This is a genomic window from Candidatus Pelagibacter sp., from assembly GCF_965262185.1.
GTDB lineage: Bacteria > Pseudomonadota > Alphaproteobacteria > Pelagibacterales > Pelagibacteraceae > Pelagibacter.
Window position 1 is genome coordinate 52,360 of the sequence record NZ_OZ253498.1, and the last position, 21,559, is coordinate 73,918.

Here is a 21,559-nt window from a genome sequence, read left to right on the forward strand (position 1 = left end):
ATATGAATTGGTCTGATGAATGTTTTTTATTAAGTAAAAATAGATACAACGAAAACTCTCTGATTGTAGAAATCTTTACCAAAGAAAAGGGTAAAGTTTCAGGTATCATTTTTGGTGGTACATCAAAAAAAATTAAAAATTACCTTCAAATAGGAAATAAACTGCATGTTAATTATAATTCAAAAAATGAAAATAGAATTGGTTACTTTAAAGTTGAAATTTTAAATGCTTATAGCCCTTTGTATTTTGATGATAAGCAAAAATTATCATGCCTAACCTCTGCAATGAATTTGATTAAAATTTTAACAGCAGACGCACAATCAAATGAAAAAGTTTTTTTCATAATTCAGAATTTCTTTTTAATTTTACAAGATAAAAATTGGTTAAAAAAATATATTTTTTGGGAATTAGAATTACTCAAAATATTAGGTTATGATTTAGAATTAGAAAATTTAGTAGAGAAAGATACCGAAAATAACGAAACTGTTTACTATGTTTCATCATCAAATGAAAAAAAATATGTTCCAAACTTTCTTATAGAAAAAGATAAAGAGGTTGAAGATATTAAAATTTTATTAAAAGGTTTGAAGTTAGTTAATGATTATCTAGATAAAACAATTTTAAAACCAAACAATATTAATTTTCCAAATAATAGATTGTTATTTCTTAATACATTAAGGTAATTACTTTATTATTTTGTCAATTCGATCAGCGTAATAACTCACAATCGCATTTGCACCAGCTCTTTTGAAAGCCACTAAGCTTTCATACACTGCATCTTTATTTACAAGGTTTTTATTAATAGCATTTTCTATTAGACTGTACTCCCCAGATACTTGATACGCAAAAACTGGGATTTTGAATTTTTCTTTAATTGATTTAATTATATCCAAATATGGCATTCCTGGTTTAACCATAACCATATCAGCTCCTTCTTTTATATCTAAAGCAACTTCTCTTAATGCTTCATCAGAATTTCTAAAATCCATTTGATATGTTTTTTTATCTCCTTTTAATGAACTTTTTGACCCCACAGCATCCCTAAAGGGACCATAAAAGCTGGATGCATATTTTGCTGCATAAGATAAAATTTGAACGTCTTGGAAATTGTTTTGATCGATTGCTTTTCTAATTTTACCAATCCTCCCATCCATCATATCTGATGGAGCTAAAACATCACAACCCATTTCAGCTTGAAGTAAAGATTGGTTTATTAAAACTCGGATTGTTTCATCATTTAAAATTTTATCAGATTTGATTAATCCGTCATGTCCGTGAGAGGTATATGGGTCCAGTGCAACATCACACATAATTCCAATTTGATTTTTGTATTTTTTTTTAATCATTCTTGATGCTCTACAAACAAGATTATTTTCATTTAGTGCTTCTGATCCAAGTTCATTTTTCAATGATTTTTTTGTATTTGGGAAAAGAGCAACCATTGGAATTCCTTTGCTTATCGCTTTGTCGATAATTTGACTGATTCTATCCACTGAATACCTGTAGACGCCAGGCATCGATTTTATATGTTGTTTTTTATTTATTCCATCAATAAGGAAAATTGGAAGAATAAAATCATTAGGACTTATGGTATTTTCCTGAATCAGTTTTCTAGTCCAAGAAGATTTTCTGTTTCTTCTTAATCTTAGGCTTGGATATTTTCCTACAATCATGTTTAAATTTACTTTATTAATGCGACAAATGTATTATACAAATAAATCTTAAATTAAGTACAAAACCATTTTTATGAGTAATGATAACACAAAAGTTGTAAACCTAAACTTAAAAAAAGATGATAGAATTTTAGATTTTAGTGATTTTCAAAAACAAAACTTGAAATTTGATATAAATAAACTTCAAGAAGCCTATAACCAAATAATTCAGACAAAAAAATTTGAAGACGCTGGGATAACTCATTTTGGAGCAATTTCATTAACACAAATACCTGGTGATCCTGACTCGACCAAGGGTAATAAAGCTAGAGGTGTATACTGGACTAAGCCTGATAAAACTGGAAAAGAGGTTTCAAGAGACGTTCAAATAGATGAGGCAGCTTATTCTGAATTTATAAAAGACTATGAGAACACTTATTTTAAAGAAGTGTATGATGTTTTATCAAGGAAATACAAATTGGGTAGAGTAAGAATTTTACTAAAAGAACCAAGATCAACTTTAAGTTGGCATAGAGATCCAGAACCAAGATTGCACATTCCAATTGTAACTAATCCTGGATGCTTAATGGTCATAGATAATGTTGCAAAACATATGCCTGCAGATGGTTCTGTGTGGGTGACTAATAACACAAAATATCATAATGCATTTAATGGTGGTGAAGAAAATAGAGTCCACCTTGTTGCTTGTGTGTTAGATTATAAATTCAATTAATTTGAAAAAAATATTTATTTCTTCAGATCATGCTGGTTTCAAACTTAAAGAAGCAATTAAAATTTATTTAGAAAAGAAAAAAATTAATTTCCAAGATTTTGGCCCTTCAAATGAGAATAGCGTTGATTACCCAGATTTTGCACATAAAGTTGCAAGAAAAGTAAATTCATCAAAAAAAAATATTGGTATTTTGGTATGTGGATCAGGAACTGGAATGAATATTGTGGCAAATAAACATAAAAATGTTAGAGCTGCTCAATGCTATAATGAAAAATCTACAAAATTATCTAGATTGCATAATGATGCAAATATCATTACATTAGGTTCTAGATTGCTAACTAAAAAAAATGCATTAAAATTTATTAGCATTTTTTTAAATACAAAGTTCGAAGGTGGGAGACACTTAAAAAGAGTAAAAAAAATATAAATAATTATGTCTAGTGAAAAAAGTTATTTAAACGATAGTTATAAGAGTTTCTTTGAAGATGGTTTATCTAGCAAGGACCCTGAATTATATAAAGCTATAAAAGACGAACTCTTAAGACAACAACAACATATAGAATTAATTGCATCAGAAAATATAGTTTCACAAGCAGTTCTTGAAGCTCAAGGATCAGTTTTAACTAATAAGTATGCTGAAGGTTATCCTGGAAAAAGATACTATAATGGTTGCGAACATGTAGATGTTGCAGAAAGTCTTGCAATTGAAAGATTAAAAAAATTATTTAATTGTAAATATGCAAATGCACAGCCTCATTCTGGAGCCCAAGCAAATGGTGCTGTGTTTTTAGCTTTATTAAATCCTGGTGAAACATTTATGGGCATGAGTTTAAATTCAGGCGGACACATAACCCACGGATTAAAAATATCTATGTCAGGTAAATGGTTTAACGCTATAGGTTATGACGTTGATAAAGATTCTGAGCTTATTGATTATGATAATGTTGAAAGACTTGCTTTAGAACACAAGCCTAAATTAATAATAGCAGGCGGCAGTGCTTATTCTCGAGTAATTGATTTTAAAAGATTTAGAGAAATAGCTGATAAAGTTGGAGCCTATTTAATGGTTGATATGGCACACTTCTCAGGACTTGTGGCTGGTAAGGGTTATCCAAATCCATGTGATTATGCTCATGTTGTAACTTCAACTACACATAAAGTTTTTAGAAGTGCAAGAGGTGGAATAATTTTATCTAATGACGAGGAACTTGGTAAAAAGTTTAACACAGCTGTTTTTCCTGGTTATCAAGGCGGACCTTTGATGCATATTATTGCTGCTAAAGCTGCTGGTTTTCAAGAAGCTCTTCAACCAGAATTTCAAGATTATATAAAATCTGTTTTAGCTAATGCAAAAATCTTAGCTGAAACTTTAAAAAACAATGGGTTTAAAATTTATTCAGATGGAACTGATACTCATTTAATGCTTGTTGACTTAAGACCTTTTAATGTTAAAGGAAATCTTGCAGCAGAAAGTCTATCAAGAGCCAACATAACATGTAATAAAAATGGAATACCTTTTGATACAGAGAAGCCAATGATTACATCGGGTATTAGATTGGGCACTCAAGCGGCTACTACACGTGGATTTGGATTAAATGAATTTAAAACTGTAGGTGAATTGATAACAAAAACTATTAAAGGTTTATCTGAAAACCCTGATGATAACAGTAAAGTTGAAAACGAAGTAAGACATGAAGTTATTAATCTAACTTCATCATTTCCAATATATAAAAACTTATAAATAATGATTTGTCCTTGTGAAAAAAAAGGTGATACATCAGTTGTAGATTCTAGACCAACTGAAGATGGAACTGCAATCAGAAGAAGACGATTATGTGTATGTGGTGAAAGATTTACTACCTTTGAAAGAATTCAATTTAGAGAATTAATGGTTGTTAAAAAAAATGGAAGAAAATCTTCTTTTGACAGAGATAAATTATCTAAATCAATCTATATAGCATTAAAAAAGAGACCAATTGATACTGAAACTGCAGAAAAATTTATAAGTAAAATCTCAAGATCATTAGAAGAACTTGGACAAACTGAAATATCAACAAGCACAATTGGAACAATGGTTATGGAAGGATTAAAAGAGCTTGATCCTGTAGCATATGTGCGTTTTGCTTCCGTTTATAGAAATTTTAGAGAAGAAAAAGACTTTGTGCAATTCGTGGACAGATTAGATGTCTACAAAAAAAGATAATTTTACCAGTAAAGATAAACAATTCATGCAAATTGCCCTTAATTTGGCAATTGCTCGCGAAGGTTTAACCGGTATAAATCCATCTGTTGGATGTGTAATTGTTAAAAATAATAAAATTATATCTTTAGGACAGACTTCACATGATGGAAGGCCTCATGCTGAACGAAATGCAATTAAAGATTCTATTGAAAATGTTGCTGGCTCAAAGATGTATGTCACATTAGAACCGTGTTGTCATAAAGGAAAAACACCCCCATGTACAAATTTAATAATTAAATCAAAAATATCAGAAGTTATTTATTCAATTTCTGATATTGACGAACGCGTAAGTGGCAAATCTTTCTATATTTTAAAATCAAGTAAAATAAAAGTTAGAAAAAATCTTTTAAAAAAAGAAATCAGTCGGTTTTACTTTCCTTATTTTTTTAACAGAAAAAATAAAATACCTTTTGTTACAGGTAAAATTGCAATTTCGAAGAATAATTTAATTTATAGTAAAGAAAAGCAAAAAATTACCAATATTTATTCTGATAAATTTTCACATTTTTTAAGATATAAAAATGATACGATATTAATTTCACACAAAACCTTAAATAAGGATAATCCAAAACTCAATTGTAGACTTAAAAACAAAAATAATTTTTCACCTATAAGAGTTATTTTAGATAATAAGCTAAATTCTAATCTAAATTCTTACTTAATAAAATCAGCAACTAAAATAAAAACAATTATTTTTTATAATGAAGCAACAAAATCAAAAATCTCATTATTTAAATCTAAAAAAGTCTTATTAATAAAATCTAAAATTAATAAAAATAAAGAATTCAAATTAAAACAGATATTAAAAAAACTTTATTCTTTAGGAAGTAGAAATTTATTGGTTGAAGGTGGAGATAAACTTACAAAATCATTCATAAAAGATGAAATTTTTAATAAATTTTATTTGTTTAAAAGTTCAAATAATCTATCTAAAAATACAGAATTTGTTGAATTTAACAGTTTAAATACTTTAAAATCAAAATATAGATATAAGTCAAAACTAAATCTGAAATTAAAAAAAGATAAAATAGATTTATATAAAAATTATGTTTAACGGAATTATATATAACCAAGGTAACGTCAAAAGAATTACCAAAAGACCAAAAGGTATTAATATATTTGTTAAAAGCAACTTAAAGGTTTCATCAAAAGATATGGGATTATCAGTTGCATGTGATGGGGTATGTCTCACATTAATTTCGTATAAGTCAAAAATAATGGAGTTTTATTTATCTAATGAAACTTTAATTAGGTCCAAATTTAAATTTCTCAAAACAAATGATGTTTTGAACTTAGAGTTACCTTTGAAATATGGAACTAAAATTTCTGGCCATATTTGCCAAGGTCACGTGGATACGGTTGGAATAGTTAATAGTATTAAAAAAATTGATAAATCTTATCTTTTTGATTTTGAGATACCAAAAAAGGAAAGGAAACATTTAATAGAGAAAGCATCAATATGTGTAAATGGTATTTCTCTTACAATTTCAAAAATTACAAAAAAAGGTTTTCAAATTTGGATTATCCCTCATACGTATAAAGAAACTAATTTATCTACTTTAAAAAAATCTAGTTTGGTAAATATTGAGATTGATATCTTGTCTAAATATGTAAGAAATTATTTTTATGACAAAAAGTAATTTTGCATCAATAGAAACTATTATTAATATTGCTAGAAAAGGTGGTATGTTCATACTAGTTGATGATGAAAAAAGAGAAAATGAAGGCGATTTAGTAATATCAACATCTGATACTAATTCAAAAAATATAAATTTTATGGCTAAGTATGGAAGAGGTTTAATTTGTTTGGCACTTGATAGTGTTCAAGCAAAAAAGTTAAATCTTTCATTAATGTCACCAGTTAACCAATCTAGAAATAAAACTGCATTTACTATATCTATTGAAGCAAAAAGAGGAATTACAACAGGAATTTCAGCAAAGGATAGAGCTAAAACAATTAAAGTTGCTTCAAAGAAAAATGCTAATAAAAATGAAATTGTATCTCCAGGTCATGTGTTTCCAATAATAGCAAAAGATGGAGGTGTACTTGTTAGAGCTGGGCATACAGAAGCTTCAGTTGATATTTCAAAATTGGCAAAAAAAAATAATTCAGCTGTTATTTGTGAAATTATGAATGAAGATGGATCAATGGCCAAAGGTAAGGATTTATTTAATTTTGCAAATAAACATAAACTTAAAATAGGTAAGATTGAAGATTTGATTGCCTATAGACTTAAAAAAGAAAAATTAATTAAATTAAAAAAGCAAAGCTCAATAATTGTAAAAGATCAAAAGTATAATATTCGAATTTATGAAAATTTAATTGATGGTTCAGAACATTTTGCTCTTATTAAGGGAAAAATAAAAAAGGGTATTACTCCAAGGGTAAGAGTAATCTCTTCAAATGTAGTTCAAAATTATTTAATTAATCAACAAATACCAAACTCATTTAACAAAACTTTAAATTATTTTAAAAAATATAACAATTGTGTATTAGTATTTATTAAAGACTCTAATTTAAAATCTGTAACACAAACTCTGAAAGATTATAAAAATAAAGATTTTTATAAAAAGGGTAATGACAAATTAATAAGAAATTATGGAATTGGAGCTCAAATTATAAAAGATTTAAAAATTAAAAATATGATATTAATCACAAAATCTCCAAAAAAAGTTATTGGTTTAGATGGTTATGGTATAAAAATTACTAAACAAGAATTGATATAATGAAGAAAAAAATTTTGATTGTTATAGCTGATTATTACAAAGATATTGCAGATGGATTGTTTAAAAGTGCTTTAAAATTAATCCCAAAAAAAAATAATATAAAAGTTATTAACGTTCCAGGAGCATTTGAAATACCAGTGACTATTTCAAAAAACATAAATAAGTATGATGCCTTTTTAGCTTTAGGTTGTGTTATTAAAGGTCAAACTCCTCACTTTGATTTTATTTCTCAAGCAGCAATCAGTGGTATTATGAAATTATCAATTTCAAGTAAAAAACCAATTGGGAATGGAATAATTACTTGTTTGAATATGTCTCAAGCTAAAGCCAGAAAAAAAAAGGGTGCGGAAGTAGCTGCAGCAGTAATTTCTGTTTTATCTCAAAAATGAGAACACATTTTAATCCAAAAAATAATCCTAGAGTTATAATAATTCAAAAACTTTATGGTAAATTTTATAATGAAGACGATGAATTACAGTTTCCAAAACACAGATTTAAAAAATTTATTAAAGATATTGTACTAGGAACTATCGAAAGAAATGATCTAATTATAGATGAATTAAAAAACAAATTAGGCGAAGAATTTGTTTTTGAAAATTTAGATAAGGTTTTTCAAACTATTTTAAAAGCTGCTACATATGAATTAATGTACAAACCTAATTTATCCTTAAACATAATTATTAAAGAGTATTTAAATTCATCAAATTATTTCTTAGAAAATTCACAAACTAAGTATCTGAATGCTTTGCTTGATAATGTTGGAAAAAAATTAAGAACAAATGCATGAATTTGAATTAATAAACAATTATTTTTCCAATATTTCTAAAAAAAATAAAGCAGCTTTAAATTTAAACGATGATGTTTTTTTTGATAAAAAAAAAGGATTAGTTATTTCAGTAGACACCTACAATATAGGTACACATTTTATAGATTTTAAAAGACCAGATTTAGTTATTAAAAAGATTTTAAGATCTTCAATTTCTGATTTAATCTGTAAAGGAGTTGAGCCAAAATATTATTTTATTGCTGGATCAGGGAATAAAAAAAACTTTACAAAAAATAATCTTAAAAAAATATCTAATTCTTTAAGGCAAGAGCAGAAAAAATATGATTTATTATTAGGAGGTGGGGATACAACTTTTTCTAATAAACTTAGCTTTACAATAACTTCAGTCGGATATTCAAAAAAAATAATCTACAGAAATCAATCTAATGTAAATAATGATATATATGTTACAGGAAATTTGGGTGATAGTTTTATTGGACTTCAAGTTTTAAAAAATAAAATTAAGTTGAATAAATCTAAAACGAAGTATTTTATAAATAAATTTTATATGCCTGATATCCAAAATAAGTTTTCTAAAAATTTACTTTCTCTAGCAACTAGTTCTATGGATATATCTGATGGCTTAATCACAGATTTGAATAAATTAATAAACAAGCAAAATGTTTCTTATAAAATTTATGAAAAGCTTATTCCTGTATCAAGAAATCTTACCAACCTTATCAATAGCAAGAATTTAAAAAAAATTGATCTAGTTTCTAATGGAGATGATTATCAAATTTTGTTTACTGCAAAACCAAACAAAGCCAGAATCATAAATAAATTAAGTAAATCTCTTCATGTAAAAATTTCTAAAATAGGAACTATTTTATCTGGTAAAAACAAGTCTTTAATTTTAGACCAAAAAGGCAGAGAAATCGCCAATAATAAAAGTGGTTATATCCATCAATTTTGAAGTTAATTATTGTCTTTTTTGACTTTTTTTGTATTGTCCGGGCTTAAAAAATTAACAACCAACAACTGAGGGTTATATGAGTGCAACTGTAGAAACTATTTTATTATACACAATCGGAGCCGGTTTTTTATCTATCGTTTATGGGTTTTTTACTGGAAAAAACATTTTAAATTCAAGTGCAGGAAATGCAAAAATGCAAGATATTGCTTCAGCCATTCAAATCGGAGCAAAAGCTTATCTAGCAAGACAATACAAAACAATTGCAATTGTTGGTGCAGCTGTTCTTGTAATTGTTAGTATTGCATTCAGCCCGTTAGTTGGACTTGGTTATTTAATAGGTGCAACATTATCTGGTATAGCAGGATATGTTGGTATGTTAGTTTCTGTAGAAGCTAATGTTAGAACTGCTGAAGCTTCAAGAAAAGGTCTAGCTCAAGGTCTTTCAGTGGCTTTTAAGTCTGGTGCTGTAACAGGTATGTTGGTTGCTGGTTTAGCATTGTTGGCAATAGCAGTATATTATTTTTTATTACTTAAATATGAAGTTGATGAGAGAGAGATTGTTAATGCTCTTGTTGCCTTAGGGTTTGGTGCATCTTTAATTTCAATTTTCGCAAGATTAGGTGGAGGTATTTTTACCAAAGGTGCAGATGTTGGGGCTGACCTAGTTGGAAAAGTTGAAGCTGGTATACCCGAAGACGACCCAAGAAATCCCGCAGTAATTGCGGACAACGTTGGAGATAACGTCGGAGATTGTGCTGGTATGGCAGCTGATTTATTTGAAACATATGCCGTTACTATTGTAGCTACAATGGTTCTTTCATCAATTTTCTTTGTTGGTGATCTTAATATGATGATTTATCCTTTAACAATTGGTGGTGCTTGTTTATTAACATCTATTTTGGGGACATTCTTCGTTAAACTTGGAAAAGATAAAAATGTGATGAATGCATTATATAAAGGATTTATTGTATCTGCAGTTGCATCACTACTTATTCTTTGGCCTGTTACTGATTATGTAATTGGTTTTACAAATGTATACACTGTTAATGGAAATACCTTTAATGGAATGGATTTGTACTATTGTGGAGTAATTGGTTTAGTTATTACAGGTTTATTAATCTGGATTACAGAATATTATACAGGAACAAGTTATAGACCTGTTAAATCAGTAGCTTTATCATCTACAACTGGTCATGGAACTAATGTTATTCAAGGTTTAGCTGTTTCAATGGAAGCAACAGCAATACCTGCATTAATAATTGTTGCTGGTATCTTAATTACAAATTCTATTGCTGGTCTATTTGGTATTGCAATTGCTGTTACAACAATGTTGGCTTTAGCTGGAATGGTTGTTGCGTTAGATGCTTATGGCCCAGTTACTGATAATGCTGGAGGAATAGCTGAAATGTCTAACTTGGATAAAAAAGTTAGAAAAACTACCGACGCTCTAGATGCTGTTGGTAACACTACTAAAGCTGTTACAAAAGGATACGCTATTGGTTCTGCCGGTCTAGGTGCACTAGTTTTATTTGCAGCTTACACTGAAGATATCAAGCATTTTTCTAAAGAAGCAGGCTCTGCTCTTGAAGGTATCGTTGTAACATTTGATTTATCAAATCCTTATGTTGTAGTTGGTTTGTTAATTGGAGGTATGTTGCCTTACTTATTTGGATCTATGGGAATGCAAGCTGTTGGAAGGGCAGGTGGAGCTGTTGTAGTCGAAGTTAGAAGACAGTTTAAAAAATTTCCAGGTATCATGAAAAGAAAACAAAAACCTGATTATGCAAAATTAGTTGATTTGTTAACTGTTGCAGCAATCAAGGAAATGATAATTCCATCATTATTACCTGTTTTATCACCTGTAGTTTTATATTTTATAATTCTATCAATAGGTGGTCAGGTTGCTGCTTTAGCTGCAGTTGGTGCTATGCTTTTAGGAGTTATAATTACTGGACTTTTTGTAGCTGTTTCTATGACTGCTGGAGGCGGTGCATGGGACAATGCCAAGAAATATATTGAAGATGGAAATCATGGAGGCAAGGGTTCAGAAGCTCACAAAGCTGCTGTAACAGGTGATACCGTTGGAGATCCATATAAAGATACCGCGGGTCCAGCAGTTAACCCAATGATTAAAATTACAAATATTGTTGCATTATTATTGTTAGCAGTTATCGCTGGCTAATTTCTTTTTTACGACTTTCGGCCCTCTTATTAAGAGGGTCGTTGATTTTAGACCGCATACTTGAGAAAAATTTATATAAAAAGGAATTTTTTTTAAGTTCTGTACCAGTTATATCTTTAGAAATTTTTAGATTTTTCATATTATCTTTGTTATAGAGTTCTTTTTTTTCTAATATTCCATATTGGTTTATTTCTAAAACCAATACATTATTTGTATCAATTTTCATTTTTCCTAAATTTTTTAATTTTGATTGTGTTTGTTTTCTTTCAATATAAATCCATAAATCATTATCGAATTTACTTTTTGTTGATGGATATCCTAAAATTTTTATAATATCATTTTTATTAGTTTTATTAATTATAAGAGTGTTTTGTTTTTTATCTAAATTTGGTACACCATGGTGTTTTATCACAGGTTTAATAGTACAATTTGAAAGTATTAAAAATAAAAAAAATATATATAATTTATTCATGAGCAATGAGTGTATATATATTTATAATAAATTGATTAATTTCACTAGAAATAAAGATTTATATAAGGATTTAAATAGAGAAGACAGCTTTTCTGATCGGTTGACTTTATTTTTACTTCATTTTTCATTTTTTCTCAAAAACTATAAAAATGAAGAAAATAAAAAAGTTTTACAAGAAATTTATGATTACAACTTTAGACAATTAGAATTAAGCATTAGAGAAATAGGATACGGAGACCAATCTATAAACAAAAAAATGAAAGATTATATCAATTTGTTCCATTCTATGGTTTCTGAGATTCATTTTTGGGATGATTTATCAAAATCAGATAAAATTGAAAAATTATCAATATTTTTAGAAGATTTTAATAATATTGATGATTTACTTGATTATTTTGATGAATTTAACTTAGATTTGTCAAAAAAAACTTTGAATTATTATTTAAAAAGTGTAAGTAACCCATAATTATGGCAGTACCAAAACGAAAACAAACCCCTTCCAGAACTGGAATGAGGAGGGCACAAACAATGAAATTTTCAACTAAAAATATAGTTGAGGATAAAAAATCAGGTGAATACAGGCTTTCCCATCATCTAGATTTAAAAACAGGTATGTATAAGGGTAGACAAGTTTTAGACCCAAAAGAATAGTATAATAATCTAAATGTCCGAAAAAACTAAAATTGCAGTTGATGCAATGGGAGGTGATGGTTCACCAAAAAAAGTTATAGATGGCATTGTTTACAACCATCAATCAAATAAAAACATCCTTTACAAAATATTTGGAGATAAAAATAAAATTTCTCCATTAATTGAAAATAAAATTAATAAAGAGTTCTATGAAATTTTTCATACAGAGAATGCAATTAAAAGTACGGACAGTCCTTTAGAAGGTGCAAAAAGAGGAAAAGACACAAGTATGTGGCTTGCTATTCAAAGTGTTAAAGAAAAGCATGCTGATATAGTTATATCCGCTGGTAATACTGGCGCTCTATTAGTTGTATCAAAATTGAATCTTAAAATGATTGAAAATATAGATAAACCAGCTCTATCTGCGCTGTGGCCAAATAAAAAAGGCATGAGCGTTGTATTAGATCTTGGGGCCAATATTGAATGCAGTGCAAAAAATCTAAGTGATTTTTCTTCGATGGGAGCTGCACTTTATAACTCGCTATATCCAAATGAAATGGCCAATGTTGCTTTATTGAATATTGGTTCAGAAGAATTAAAGGGTAATGAAGTAATAAAAGAAACATATCAAATTCTTAATGACAAAAAATCTGAAAATTTTATTTTCTCAGGATATATCGAGGGTAATCACATAATGGATGGTGAAGTTGATGTAATTGTGTCAGATGGATTTACAGGAAATGTAGCATTAAAAACAGCAGAGGGAACTGCAAATTTTATTACAAGTGAATTAAAAAAAGCGATGACTGGAAATTGGATAGGTAAGTTTTCTTCACTTTTAAATATTACAAATCTAAGAAAATTTAAAAAAAGATTAGATCCAAGACTTTACAATGGTGCAATTTTTATAGGATTGGACTCTCCAGTAGTAAAAAGTCATGGTGGTACCGATTACGTTGGCTTTGCTAACTCATTAGATGTTTGCCATAGAATTGTTAAAGGTAATTTGATAGAAAAGATTAAACAGAATCTTTAAATGAGAATAAATTTAACTAAAAAAGATTTAGTTAATTTAGTTTATATGCAACTAGGTTTTTCTAAACAAATTTCAGAAAATTTAATTGATGATTTTTTATCAACAATTGTTTCCAACATTAAATCTGAGAAAAAGCTAAAATTATCTAAATTTGGAACTTTTTCTATTAGACAAAAAAAAAGTAGAATTGGTAGAAACCCAAAAACTAAGGAAACTAAAGTAATAACTAGTAGGGATGTTGTTTTATTTAAACCTTCAAAAGAATTTAAAGAGTTTATAAATCTTAAAGATTATGGATAAAGCTGATCAGGCTTATAAAACTATTGGTGAAGTTGCTAAAATTTTAGACTTAAAAGTCAATAAGAAAGGTTCTTTGCCTACACACATAATAAGATTTTGGGAAACACAGTTTAAACAAATCAAGCCAAAAATTCTTAATTCCAATAGAAGATATTATGATGAAAAAAATATTGATCTTCTTAAGAAGATTAAATATTTGCTTAAAGATCAAGGAATGACAATTAATGGAGTTAAAAAGATCCTTGATAATGAAGATACTTTAAAGCTTGACGAAATGGCAGATAAATCTATAAAAGCTGAAAAATTAAAAAATAAGTTAACTAAAATATCAAGTATTTTAAAAACACTAAAATAAATGGCAAAAAAAACACACGTAAAAGTTAGAATGGTACCTGAAGCTAAACCAGATAGTCCTTACTTTTATTATGTAAAAAAACCTGCAGGTGGCGAAAAAGCTAAGGTAAAATTATCTGCAAAAAAATACAATCCTGATACTAGAAAACATGAAATGTTTGTGGAGAAAAAGCTTCCACCACATAGTAAATAAATTATTTTTTTTTAAAATTTCTTCTTTCGTAATCAATATAAGACCAAATCATATTTTTCCAAATGCGATTAGTTATTTTTGGATCTATGCCTTGTTTTAAGGATTTTGCTTTAATTTTTTTTAAAATAAAATTAATTCTTTTCTTATCTACGATTTCTTTTTTAAATTCTTTAAGCTTTAAAACTTCCTCAACTAGCTTTGTTCTATATTTTATAAGTGATAACAGTTTATTGTCTAATTTATCTAGCTTAACTCTTATTAAATCTAGTTTTTTTTTATTATTTGGCGACATTTAATTTATTGGAATACTTAATAATTATTATATTTATCTGAGCATGTACAGTGAGAATAATCATTTAAATAATCAACTTAAACTGTGGATGCTATCATTATTAGTTTTAGTTTCTTTAATAATATTGGTTGGAGGCTTGACTAGATTAACTGACTCCGGTTTATCAATTACTACTTGGGAATTATTTGTTGGTTTTTTTCCTCCTTTTACAAATGAAAAATGGTTGGAATATTTTAGTTTATATAAAACAATTCCTGAATACAGCCAAAAAAACTTTAATATGACTCTTGATGAATTCAAAGTAATATTCTGGTGGGAGTGGGGGCACAGGCAGTTAGGAAGAATAATTGGTTTAACCGTATTATTCCCAATGGTTTATTTTTCACTAAAACAAGGGGTTTGGATTATAAAAAAATATGGACTTATTTTTTTACTAGTTTGTTTTCAAGGATTTTTGGGTTGGTACATGGTATCAAGTGGATTAGTTGAGAGAATAGATGTTAGTCATTATAGACTGGCAATACATTTAGTTACAGCTTTTATCATTTTATCAATTGTATATTGGCAATTTTTAAAGTTATCATCCTCTTCAAATCAAACAGTCTCTATTAATTTTTTTATAGTAAAAATTTTTTTAGTTTTATTATTTTTGCAACTAATTATAGGCGCTTTTGTATCTGGAATGGATGCTGGTAAAATTTATAACACTTGGCCATTGATGGGTGTTAATTATTTTCCTGATGACAGTAGTTTTGAAGAGTTTTTGAATTTAAAAGTTTTTGATAATCCTTCTATTGTTCAATTTATACATAGAAATTTAGCATACTTAATTATTGTCTTTTATGCCTTAATCCTCTTTAAGGTAATTAACACTGGAAACAAAAAATTATACAAACCTATCACTGTAATTGGTTTGACTTTGGCATTTCAAATTTTTCTTGGTGTGATAACTATTTTATCTGGAGTAAAAATGTTATTTGCATCTTTACACCAGATAAATTCTATTTTGATAATACTTTCAACTTTGTATTTTTTATTTATCTCAAAATACAAAAGATAGATTAATTAATTTCTATTTGTAGACATATAAATTAAATTAACTAACTGCTTTTAAATTACCTTTTGATGATTTGTCTAAGGCTTGATCTAAATCATCGATGATATCATCAATATGTTCTAAACCAATACAAAGTCTAACATATCCTGGAGTTACACCTGAAGCAGCTAATTCATCCTCATTTAATTGACTGTGAGTAGTTGTTGCTGGGTGTATTGCTAAACTTCTAGCATCACCTATATTAGCAACGTGATAAAACATTTTTAAAGCTTCAATGAACTTTTTACCAGCCTCGATACCACCAGCTAATTCAATACCAACTAAAGCACCATTACCATTTTTCAGATATTTTTTTGCTCGACCTGATATCTCTTCATTATGTTCTGTAGCATAAATAACTCTCTTAACTGCTTTATGATTTTTTAAGTACTCTACAACTTTTGCAGCATTATCACAGTGTTGTTTCATTCTTAAAGCAACTGTTTCAAGTCCTTGTATGACGCCGAATGCATTATCTGGAGAAAGCGCTGATCCTAAATCTCTCAACAAAGTTACTCTTGCTCTTACTGCAAAAGCAACATTTGCACCTGTTAATTCAGGCACAGCTTTACCCCAAACAACACCTCCATAACTTGCATCAGGTTCATTAAATAGCGGCTGCCTTTTTGGATCTGCTGTCCAATCAAAATTTCCACTATCTATTAGTGCACCTCCAACAACTGTTCCATGACCAGCTATATATTTAGTTAAAGAATAAACAACCACAGCAGCACCGTGCTCAATTGGTTTACAAATTACAGGAGCAGCAGTGTTATCCAAGATTAATGGAATGTTATATTTCCTACCAATATCTGAGACTTCTTTAATTGGAAAAACTCTTAAATATGGGTTTGGCAATGTCTCCCCATAAAAAGCTCTAGTTTTATCGTCTATTGCTTTTTCAAAGTTTTTTGGATCTGAAGGATCTGCATATCTTACTTCTATACCAAGCTTACTTAAAGTATGCGTAAATAAAGAAACTGTTCCACCATAAAGATCTGTTGAACTAACAATATTGTCTCCAGCTTGAGCAACGTTTAATATTGCAAAAGTAGATGCAGTTTGACCAGAAGCTACAGTTAAACTTGCAAGACCACCTTCAAGAGCAGCGATTCTTTTTTCCAACACATCGTTAGTTGGATTCATTATTCTTGTATAGATGTTTCCAAACTCTTTTAACGCAAATAAATTAGCTGCATGTTCAGTGTTATTAAATTGATACGAGGTTGTTCTATAAATTGGAACTGCTACTGAATTTGTAGCTGGATCACTTCTGTAATCTCCACCATGTATCGCGATAGTTTCTGGATTATTTCTTTTTGTACTCATTTTTACTCCTTTTTTAGTGCTTTTGCTTTATGCAAGGCGCACAATACAGTTCAAATGCCTACCGATTATAATTTTATGAAAATTCCATTTTAGCAGTTTTATGCCCGCAATAGGATCAAATCGGCAATTTAAAATTAGCATATTAGTCATGTTTTACAAGCTAAATATAAAATTGACTTTGAATAATTTAATAGTATTAATCCTCGCACAATGACAAAATTCACAAAAAAAGATCAAGTTTCATCATCTTGGTACGAGATAGACGCAAAAAATGCAGTTGTTGGAAGATTAGCGACTGTTGTATCTAATATTATTAGAGGTAAAAATAAAACTACATATACACCTCACATGGATGATGGAGATTTTGTTGTAGTAAAAAATATCGAACAAGCAAAATTTACTGGTAAGAAGTTTCAAAATAAAAAGTACTATAGACATACAGGACATCCTGGAGGAATTAAAGTTACTACACCAGAAAAACTTCATGAAAAAAAACCTGGAGAAACTTTAAAGCTAGCAGTTAAAAGAATGTTGCCCGGAGGTGTTTTGGGTAGAAAACAATTAACAAAATTAAAAATTTATTCTGGAAGTGAACATCCTCATGCTGCACAAAATCCAAAAGTTATAGAACTAGATAAACTAAACAATAAAAACATAGCAAGAAATTAATATGGAAAACTTACAATCAAATACAAAAACACCTAAGCTAAAATTAGATTTTAAAGATAGTAAGTATGCAACTGGTAGAAGAAAAACTTCAATAGCAAAAGTATGGTTAAAAAAAGGTTCTGGTAAAATTTATGTAAATGGTAAATTATATAATGAATATTTTGCTGATGAAATTCATAAAATGCAAATTACAAGACCTTTTGAAATTATAAATCAAGCTACGGATTATGATGTTAGATGTAGCGTAAAAGGTGGTGGACCTACAGGTCAAGCTGGAGCAATGGTTCATGGTATTTCTAAAGCTTTGGTTCTCTTTGATGAAAACTTAAAAACAACATTGAAAACTGAGAAGCTTACAACCAGAGACTCTAGAGCTGTTGAGAGAAAAAAACCTGGTAGAAGAAAAGCTAGAAGAAGCTTCCAGTTTTCTAAAAGATAATTTTTTTTACAATTTAAACTGCTATAATAAAAAATGCCTAAGCTTAATGCATTAGTTGCCGGATCTACAGGATATATTGGTGTTCAATTAATCAAGTTATTAATTAACCACAAATATATTAATATTAAACATCTATGTGGAAACTCGTCTGTTGGAAAAAATATTTCTAATTATGATAAATCTCTGTCAAAAAAAAAATTACCTAAAATCGTAAAATTTAATCCTAAATTGTTAAATGGTGTTGATGTTGTCTTTACAGCTCTACCAAATGGTGAAGCTCAAGATATAGCAAAAAAACTTAATGATAATATTACTCTAATTGATTTAGCAGCAGATTTTAGATTAAAAAAAGCTAATGATTATTTAAAATGGTATAAACAAAAACATCGAGCTCCAAAACTACAGAATAAAAGTATTTATTGTTTACCCGAAATAAATCGTGATGAATTAAAAAATCACAATATAATTTCATGTCCAGGATGTTATCCAACTTCAATCTTATTACCCCTTGTTCCACTAATTAAAAATAAATTAGTTAAATTAGACAATATAATTATTGATTCAAAATCTGGATATTCTGGTGCCGGTAGAGGAGTTCATAAAAAATATAAAGATAAGAATTTATACGAGTCTTTAAGTGCTTATGGTGTCGGTTTTCATAGACATAATTCTGAAATTCATCAATTTTTAAGCAAATTTGCAAATAAAAATTTTCAATTTAGTTTTACTCCACATTTATCTCCAATGTTTAGAGGCATATTAAGTACAATTTATTTAGAATTAGAAAAAAATGTTAATCAATCAAAAATCATTAAAACACTTGAGATGTTTTATAAGGGAGAAAATTTTGTTAAAATATTAGACTCTGATAAACTCTTAAGCACAAATGATGTTATCAATACAAACAATTGCTTTATTACAGTGTGTAAATCAAAATACAAAAACAAAATAATCATTATTTCTGCAATAGACAATTTAATCAAAGGTGGAGCAGGTCAGGCTGTTCAAAATTTAAATAATAAATTTAATTTTCCTGAAAGAACTGCTTTAAAATGAAATATTTGATAATTATTTTTCTAATTTTTTTAAGTAATTGCTCTTTAAATAAAGATTCTCAGTATTGGACAGAACATCCTGCTGAAAATAAAAAAAATCAAAAAAAAATAACTGAAATACTTAAAAAGTCAGACGATATAACAAAAATGACATTAGAAGAATATGAGATTTATATAGATGACTATACTAAAAAAAGTAAATATCCAGATATAAGCAAATGAATAATATAGTGAATGTTGCAGTTGTTGGACTTGGTCAAGTTGGTAATTATTTATTTAATGAACTAATTATTAAAAAAAAAGATATTGAACTTAAAACAGGCAAAAGAGTTAATGTAGTAGCTATTTCTGCAAAAAATATAAATAAAAAAAGGAAATATAAAATTAATAGAAAAATTTTTTATAAAAACCCTTTTGAAATTTTTAAAAAAGAAAAAATTGATATATTATTTGAAGTAATTGGACAATCTGATGGGGTTTCTAAAAAATTAGTTGAAACAGCTCTAAAAAATAAAATTCATGTAATTACACCAAACAAAGCTTTAATTTCAAAACATGGAAACAATTTAGCTAAACTAGCTGAAAAAAATAATGTCAATTTAGAATTCGAAGCATCTGTTGCTGGTGGGATACCTATATTGAGATCTATTAAAGAAGGATTGGCTACTAATAAATTATCTAAAGTTTATGGAATTTTAAATGGTACTTCAAATTATATATTATCAGAGATGGAAAATTCAGAGCAAAATTTTATTGATGTTTTGAAAAAAGCTCAACTGCTTGGATATGCAGAACCTGGCAACCCTAAATTAGATTTAAATGGTTTTGATGCATTTGCAAAAGTGAGAATTTTATCTGCTTTGGCTTTTAATAGCAAAATTTCTAATAAAAAATGTTTAATTGAAGGAATAGAAAAGATTGATTTAAAAGATATTAAAATTGCAAATCAATTAGATTTAAGAATTAAACTACTGGGTATCTCTGAACTCAAAAATAATCAACTTTTTGAAACTGTTCATCCATGCCTTGTAAGTAAAAAATCATATATTGGTAATGTAAATGGAGTAATGAATGCTGTGATTCTTAATGGTAAACCAGTAGGAGAAAGTGTATTACAAGGGGAGGGTGCTGGACCAGGTCCTACTTCATCATCTTTATTATCTGACTTATTATCTATTTTAAGAGGAAACATCAAAAAGCCATTTGGTGTAAGTGTAAATAAGCTAAAAACTTTAAAGACTTACAACGTAAATAATTATGTTAATTCTCTATATTTAAGATTTGAAGTTAAAGATAAACCAGGCGTTTTATCTCAAATAACCAATCGTTTAGCTAAATATAAAATTTCTGTTAAAAGATTAATTCAAACTCCAGATAAAAAAAATAATAAAGCTACAATCGTAATAGTTACTCATAAAAGCACAGAATTAAATTGTAATAGCTGTTTATCTATATTTAAAAAAAATAAGAATATCTTAAAATCACCTACGTTAATTAGATTGCTTGATTGATGGAAATTTATTTCAAGCTTTTTGAAGTTTTATTTCCAGTATTTTTTATTATTGCTATTGGCTATTATCTTGGAAAAAAAAACCCAAAGTTAGACACAGATTTTATTACAAATTTTGCTGGGAATATTGGTAGTCCAGCAATGGTATTTTATGCAATAACAACTACAGGAATCTCATTTAGCATTTTTGTAGAATATTTTTGGTATTCGTTAATTCTTATAATTGGCTTTAGTTTTATAGGAATAATTTTTTTAAAATTTCTTAAAAAAGACATCGTAACAGAATTGCCTCCTTTTATTTTACCTAATACAGGTAACATGGGATTACCTTTGTGTTTATTTGCGTATGGAAATCAAGGATTAGGTATAGCTGCAACAATTTCCTCTTTAGTAATTCTTTTTCATTTTACTTTGGGTGTTTTTTTAGCGAGTAAAAAATTAGAACTTAGTTTACTTTTAAAAAGCCCACCTGTTTATGCAATTATCATATCAGTTTTATTTTTATTTTTTGAAATAGAAGTTCCTGTATTTTTGGTTAACACAACCATGATGTTAACTTATGCTGCAATCTTTTTAATATTAATGTCTTTAGGTATAGCATTAACAAGATTTAAGGTTTTTTCATTCAAGTCTGCTTTTATTTCATCAATTGGAAGAGTAATTATTGGTCCTGTAATTGGTTTTATATTAATTAAATATTTTAATTTATCTGGATTTGCTGCAGGTGTATTATTAATTCAATGTTCAATGCCAAGTGCTGTTTTAACTTATTTGGTTGGCTCAATATATTCTTCAAAAGAAGTTGTTGATAGCATAGCAAGCATGATTGTCGTATCAACTATAATGTCGTTTATAACAGTTCCTATAACAATATTCTTTGCTTTAAAATATTTCTATTAAGATATATCT

Annotated in this window: 29 protein-coding genes and 1 riboswitch; of the genes, 25 read left to right on the forward strand and 4 right to left on the reverse strand. The window is 28.1% G+C overall.

The window, feature by feature from the left end; translation table 11 throughout:
• Positions 1–2: 2 nt before the first annotated feature.
• Positions 3–683: a DNA repair protein RecO gene (gene recO / locus ACQY31_RS00325; RefSeq protein WP_428080051.1), complete on the forward strand. Its 681-nt coding sequence runs from the start codon at positions 3–5 to the stop codon at positions 681–683.
• On the opposite strand, the gene hemB is transcribed toward recO, so the two are convergent.
• Positions 684–1,673 (reverse strand): porphobilinogen synthase, encoded by a 990-nt coding sequence (gene hemB, locus ACQY31_RS00330; RefSeq protein WP_428080052.1) that lies wholly within the window; start codon positions 1,671–1,673, stop codon positions 684–686. It lies immediately after the preceding gene.
• A gap of 73 nt (positions 1,674–1,746) precedes the next feature.
• Between hemB and ACQY31_RS00335 the strand changes: the two genes are divergently transcribed.
• The 11 genes from ACQY31_RS00335 to ACQY31_RS00385 all read left to right on the forward strand — a co-directional run bounded on the left by ACQY31_RS00335 (position 1,747) and on the right by ACQY31_RS00385 (position 11,275).
• Positions 1,747–2,385 (forward strand): aspartyl/asparaginyl beta-hydroxylase domain-containing protein, encoded by a 639-nt coding sequence (locus ACQY31_RS00335; protein ID WP_428080053.1) that lies wholly within the window; start codon positions 1,747–1,749, stop codon positions 2,383–2,385.
• Position 2,386: 1 nt separating this feature from the next.
• Complete coding sequence (rpiB, locus tag ACQY31_RS00340) at positions 2,387–2,812, forward strand: ribose 5-phosphate isomerase B (protein WP_428080054.1); 426 nt, start codon at positions 2,387–2,389, stop codon at positions 2,810–2,812.
• 6 nt (positions 2,813–2,818) lie between these two features.
• The gene (gene glyA / locus ACQY31_RS00345; RefSeq protein WP_428080055.1) at positions 2,819–4,126 is read left to right on the forward strand and encodes a serine hydroxymethyltransferase; all 1,308 of its coding nucleotides are present in this window, start codon (positions 2,819–2,821) and stop codon (positions 4,124–4,126) included.
• A 3-nt stretch (positions 4,127–4,129) separates the two neighbouring features.
• Positions 4,130–4,588 carry a transcriptional regulator NrdR gene (gene nrdR, locus ACQY31_RS00350; RefSeq protein WP_428080056.1) on the forward strand — a complete coding sequence of 153 codons (459 nt, stop codon included), beginning with the start codon at positions 4,130–4,132 and terminating at the stop codon, positions 4,586–4,588.
• Positions 4,569–5,681: a bifunctional diaminohydroxyphosphoribosylaminopyrimidine deaminase/5-amino-6-(5-phosphoribosylamino)uracil reductase RibD gene (ribD, locus tag ACQY31_RS00355; protein WP_428080057.1), complete on the forward strand. Its 1,113-nt coding sequence runs from the start codon at positions 4,569–4,571 to the stop codon at positions 5,679–5,681. Before nrdR ends, ribD begins: the two co-directional genes overlap by 20 nt.
• Positions 5,674–6,267 (forward strand): riboflavin synthase, encoded by a 594-nt coding sequence (locus ACQY31_RS00360; protein ID WP_428080058.1) that lies wholly within the window; start codon positions 5,674–5,676, stop codon positions 6,265–6,267. Before ribD ends, ACQY31_RS00360 begins: the two co-directional genes overlap by 8 nt.
• Positions 6,254–7,354 (forward strand): 3,4-dihydroxy-2-butanone-4-phosphate synthase, encoded by a 1,101-nt coding sequence (gene ribB / locus ACQY31_RS00365; protein ID WP_428080059.1) that lies wholly within the window; start codon positions 6,254–6,256, stop codon positions 7,352–7,354. The genes ACQY31_RS00360 and ribB overlap by 14 nt, the downstream gene beginning before the upstream one ends.
• A complete protein-coding gene (gene ribH, locus ACQY31_RS00370) occupies positions 7,354–7,743 on the forward strand; it encodes a 6,7-dimethyl-8-ribityllumazine synthase (protein ID WP_428080060.1) in 390 nt (129 codons plus the stop codon). Before ribB ends, ribH begins: the two co-directional genes overlap by 1 nt.
• Positions 7,740–8,141, forward strand: coding sequence for a transcription antitermination factor NusB (locus ACQY31_RS00375; protein WP_428080061.1), 402 nt, complete (start codon positions 7,740–7,742; stop codon positions 8,139–8,141). The genes ribH and ACQY31_RS00375 overlap by 4 nt, the downstream gene beginning before the upstream one ends.
• Positions 8,134–9,093: a thiamine-phosphate kinase gene (gene thiL, locus ACQY31_RS00380; RefSeq protein WP_428080062.1), complete on the forward strand. Its 960-nt coding sequence runs from the start codon at positions 8,134–8,136 to the stop codon at positions 9,091–9,093. Before ACQY31_RS00375 ends, thiL begins: the two co-directional genes overlap by 8 nt.
• 76 nt (positions 9,094–9,169) lie before the next feature.
• Positions 9,170–11,275, forward strand: coding sequence for a sodium-translocating pyrophosphatase (locus ACQY31_RS00385; protein ID WP_428080063.1), 2,106 nt, complete (start codon positions 9,170–9,172; stop codon positions 11,273–11,275).
• Here the strand turns inward: ACQY31_RS00385 and bamE are convergent.
• A complete protein-coding gene (gene bamE, locus ACQY31_RS00390) occupies positions 11,262–11,747 on the reverse strand; it encodes an outer membrane protein assembly factor BamE domain-containing protein (RefSeq protein ID WP_428080064.1) in 486 nt (161 codons plus the stop codon). The genes ACQY31_RS00385 and bamE overlap by 14 nt on opposite strands.
• On the opposite strand from bamE, the gene ACQY31_RS00395 reads away from it, so the two are divergent.
• Genes ACQY31_RS00395 through ACQY31_RS00420 form a run of 6 tightly spaced genes read left to right on the forward strand, consistent with a single transcriptional unit; the run spans position 11,746 to position 14,260 of the window.
• Positions 11,746–12,213, forward strand: coding sequence for a ubiquinol-cytochrome C chaperone family protein (locus tag ACQY31_RS00395; RefSeq protein ID WP_428080065.1), 468 nt, complete (start codon positions 11,746–11,748; stop codon positions 12,211–12,213). The two genes, bamE and ACQY31_RS00395, sit on opposite strands and share 2 nt — an antisense overlap.
• Positions 12,214–12,215: 2 nt before the next feature.
• A complete protein-coding gene (rpmF, locus tag ACQY31_RS00400) occupies positions 12,216–12,398 on the forward strand; it encodes a 50S ribosomal protein L32 (RefSeq protein WP_023853776.1) in 183 nt (60 codons plus the stop codon).
• Positions 12,399–12,411: 13 nt separating this feature from the next.
• Positions 12,412–13,413 carry a phosphate acyltransferase PlsX gene (plsX, locus tag ACQY31_RS00405; protein ID WP_428080066.1) on the forward strand — a complete coding sequence of 334 codons (1,002 nt, stop codon included), beginning with the start codon at positions 12,412–12,414 and terminating at the stop codon, positions 13,411–13,413.
• Positions 13,414–13,713, forward strand: a complete 300-nt coding sequence (locus ACQY31_RS00410) for an HU family DNA-binding protein (protein ID WP_262589169.1) — start codon at positions 13,414–13,416, stop codon at positions 13,711–13,713.
• Complete coding sequence (locus tag ACQY31_RS00415; RefSeq protein ID WP_428080067.1) at positions 13,706–14,068, forward strand: MerR family transcriptional regulator; 363 nt, start codon at positions 13,706–13,708, stop codon at positions 14,066–14,068. Before ACQY31_RS00410 ends, ACQY31_RS00415 begins: the two co-directional genes overlap by 8 nt.
• Positions 14,069–14,260 carry a 50S ribosomal protein L33 gene (locus ACQY31_RS00420; RefSeq protein ID WP_023853780.1) on the forward strand — a complete coding sequence of 64 codons (192 nt, stop codon included), beginning with the start codon at positions 14,069–14,071 and terminating at the stop codon, positions 14,258–14,260. It begins immediately after the preceding gene.
• Between the two features lies 1 nt (position 14,261).
• Here ACQY31_RS00420 and ACQY31_RS00425 read toward each other — a convergent pair whose 3' ends face one another.
• Positions 14,262–14,552 (reverse strand): chorismate mutase, encoded by a 291-nt coding sequence (locus ACQY31_RS00425; RefSeq protein WP_075506733.1) that lies wholly within the window; start codon positions 14,550–14,552, stop codon positions 14,262–14,264.
• A gap of 88 nt (positions 14,553–14,640) precedes the next feature.
• Between ACQY31_RS00425 and ACQY31_RS00430 the strand changes: the two genes are divergently transcribed.
• On the forward strand, positions 14,641–15,612 hold the full coding sequence (locus ACQY31_RS00430) for a COX15/CtaA family protein (protein WP_428080068.1): 972 nt from the start codon (positions 14,641–14,643) through the stop codon (positions 15,610–15,612).
• A gap of 36 nt (positions 15,613–15,648) precedes the next feature.
• Here ACQY31_RS00430 and ACQY31_RS00435 read toward each other — a convergent pair whose 3' ends face one another.
• Entirely contained in the window at positions 15,649–16,977 is a 1,329-nt protein-coding gene (locus tag ACQY31_RS00435) for an O-acetylhomoserine aminocarboxypropyltransferase/cysteine synthase family protein (RefSeq protein ID WP_428080069.1), read from the reverse strand.
• A gap of 2 nt (positions 16,978–16,979) precedes the next feature.
• A riboswitch (SAM riboswitch) is annotated at positions 16,980–17,046 on the reverse strand.
• A gap of 141 nt (positions 17,047–17,187) precedes the next feature.
• On the opposite strand from ACQY31_RS00435, the gene rplM reads away from it, so the two are divergent.
• Genes rplM through ACQY31_RS00465 form a run of 6 tightly spaced genes read left to right on the forward strand, consistent with a single transcriptional unit; the run spans position 17,188 to position 21,550 of the window.
• Entirely contained in the window at positions 17,188–17,646 is a 459-nt protein-coding gene (gene rplM / locus ACQY31_RS00440; RefSeq protein WP_428080070.1) for a 50S ribosomal protein L13, read from the forward strand.
• Between the two features lies 1 nt (position 17,647).
• Entirely contained in the window at positions 17,648–18,085 is a 438-nt protein-coding gene (gene rpsI / locus ACQY31_RS00445; protein ID WP_428080071.1) for a 30S ribosomal protein S9, read from the forward strand.
• 33 nt (positions 18,086–18,118) lie between these two features.
• Entirely contained in the window at positions 18,119–19,141 is a 1,023-nt protein-coding gene (argC, locus tag ACQY31_RS00450) for an N-acetyl-gamma-glutamyl-phosphate reductase (RefSeq protein WP_428080072.1), read from the forward strand.
• A complete protein-coding gene (locus tag ACQY31_RS00455; RefSeq protein WP_428080073.1) occupies positions 19,138–19,362 on the forward strand; it encodes a hypothetical protein in 225 nt (74 codons plus the stop codon). Before argC ends, ACQY31_RS00455 begins: the two co-directional genes overlap by 4 nt.
• Complete coding sequence (locus ACQY31_RS00460; RefSeq protein WP_428080074.1) at positions 19,359–20,651, forward strand: homoserine dehydrogenase; 1,293 nt, start codon at positions 19,359–19,361, stop codon at positions 20,649–20,651. The genes ACQY31_RS00455 and ACQY31_RS00460 overlap by 4 nt, the downstream gene beginning before the upstream one ends.
• Positions 20,651–21,550, forward strand: coding sequence for an AEC family transporter (locus tag ACQY31_RS00465; RefSeq protein WP_428080075.1), 900 nt, complete (start codon positions 20,651–20,653; stop codon positions 21,548–21,550). Before ACQY31_RS00460 ends, ACQY31_RS00465 begins: the two co-directional genes overlap by 1 nt.
• The last annotated feature ends 9 nt before the right edge of the window (positions 21,551–21,559 follow it).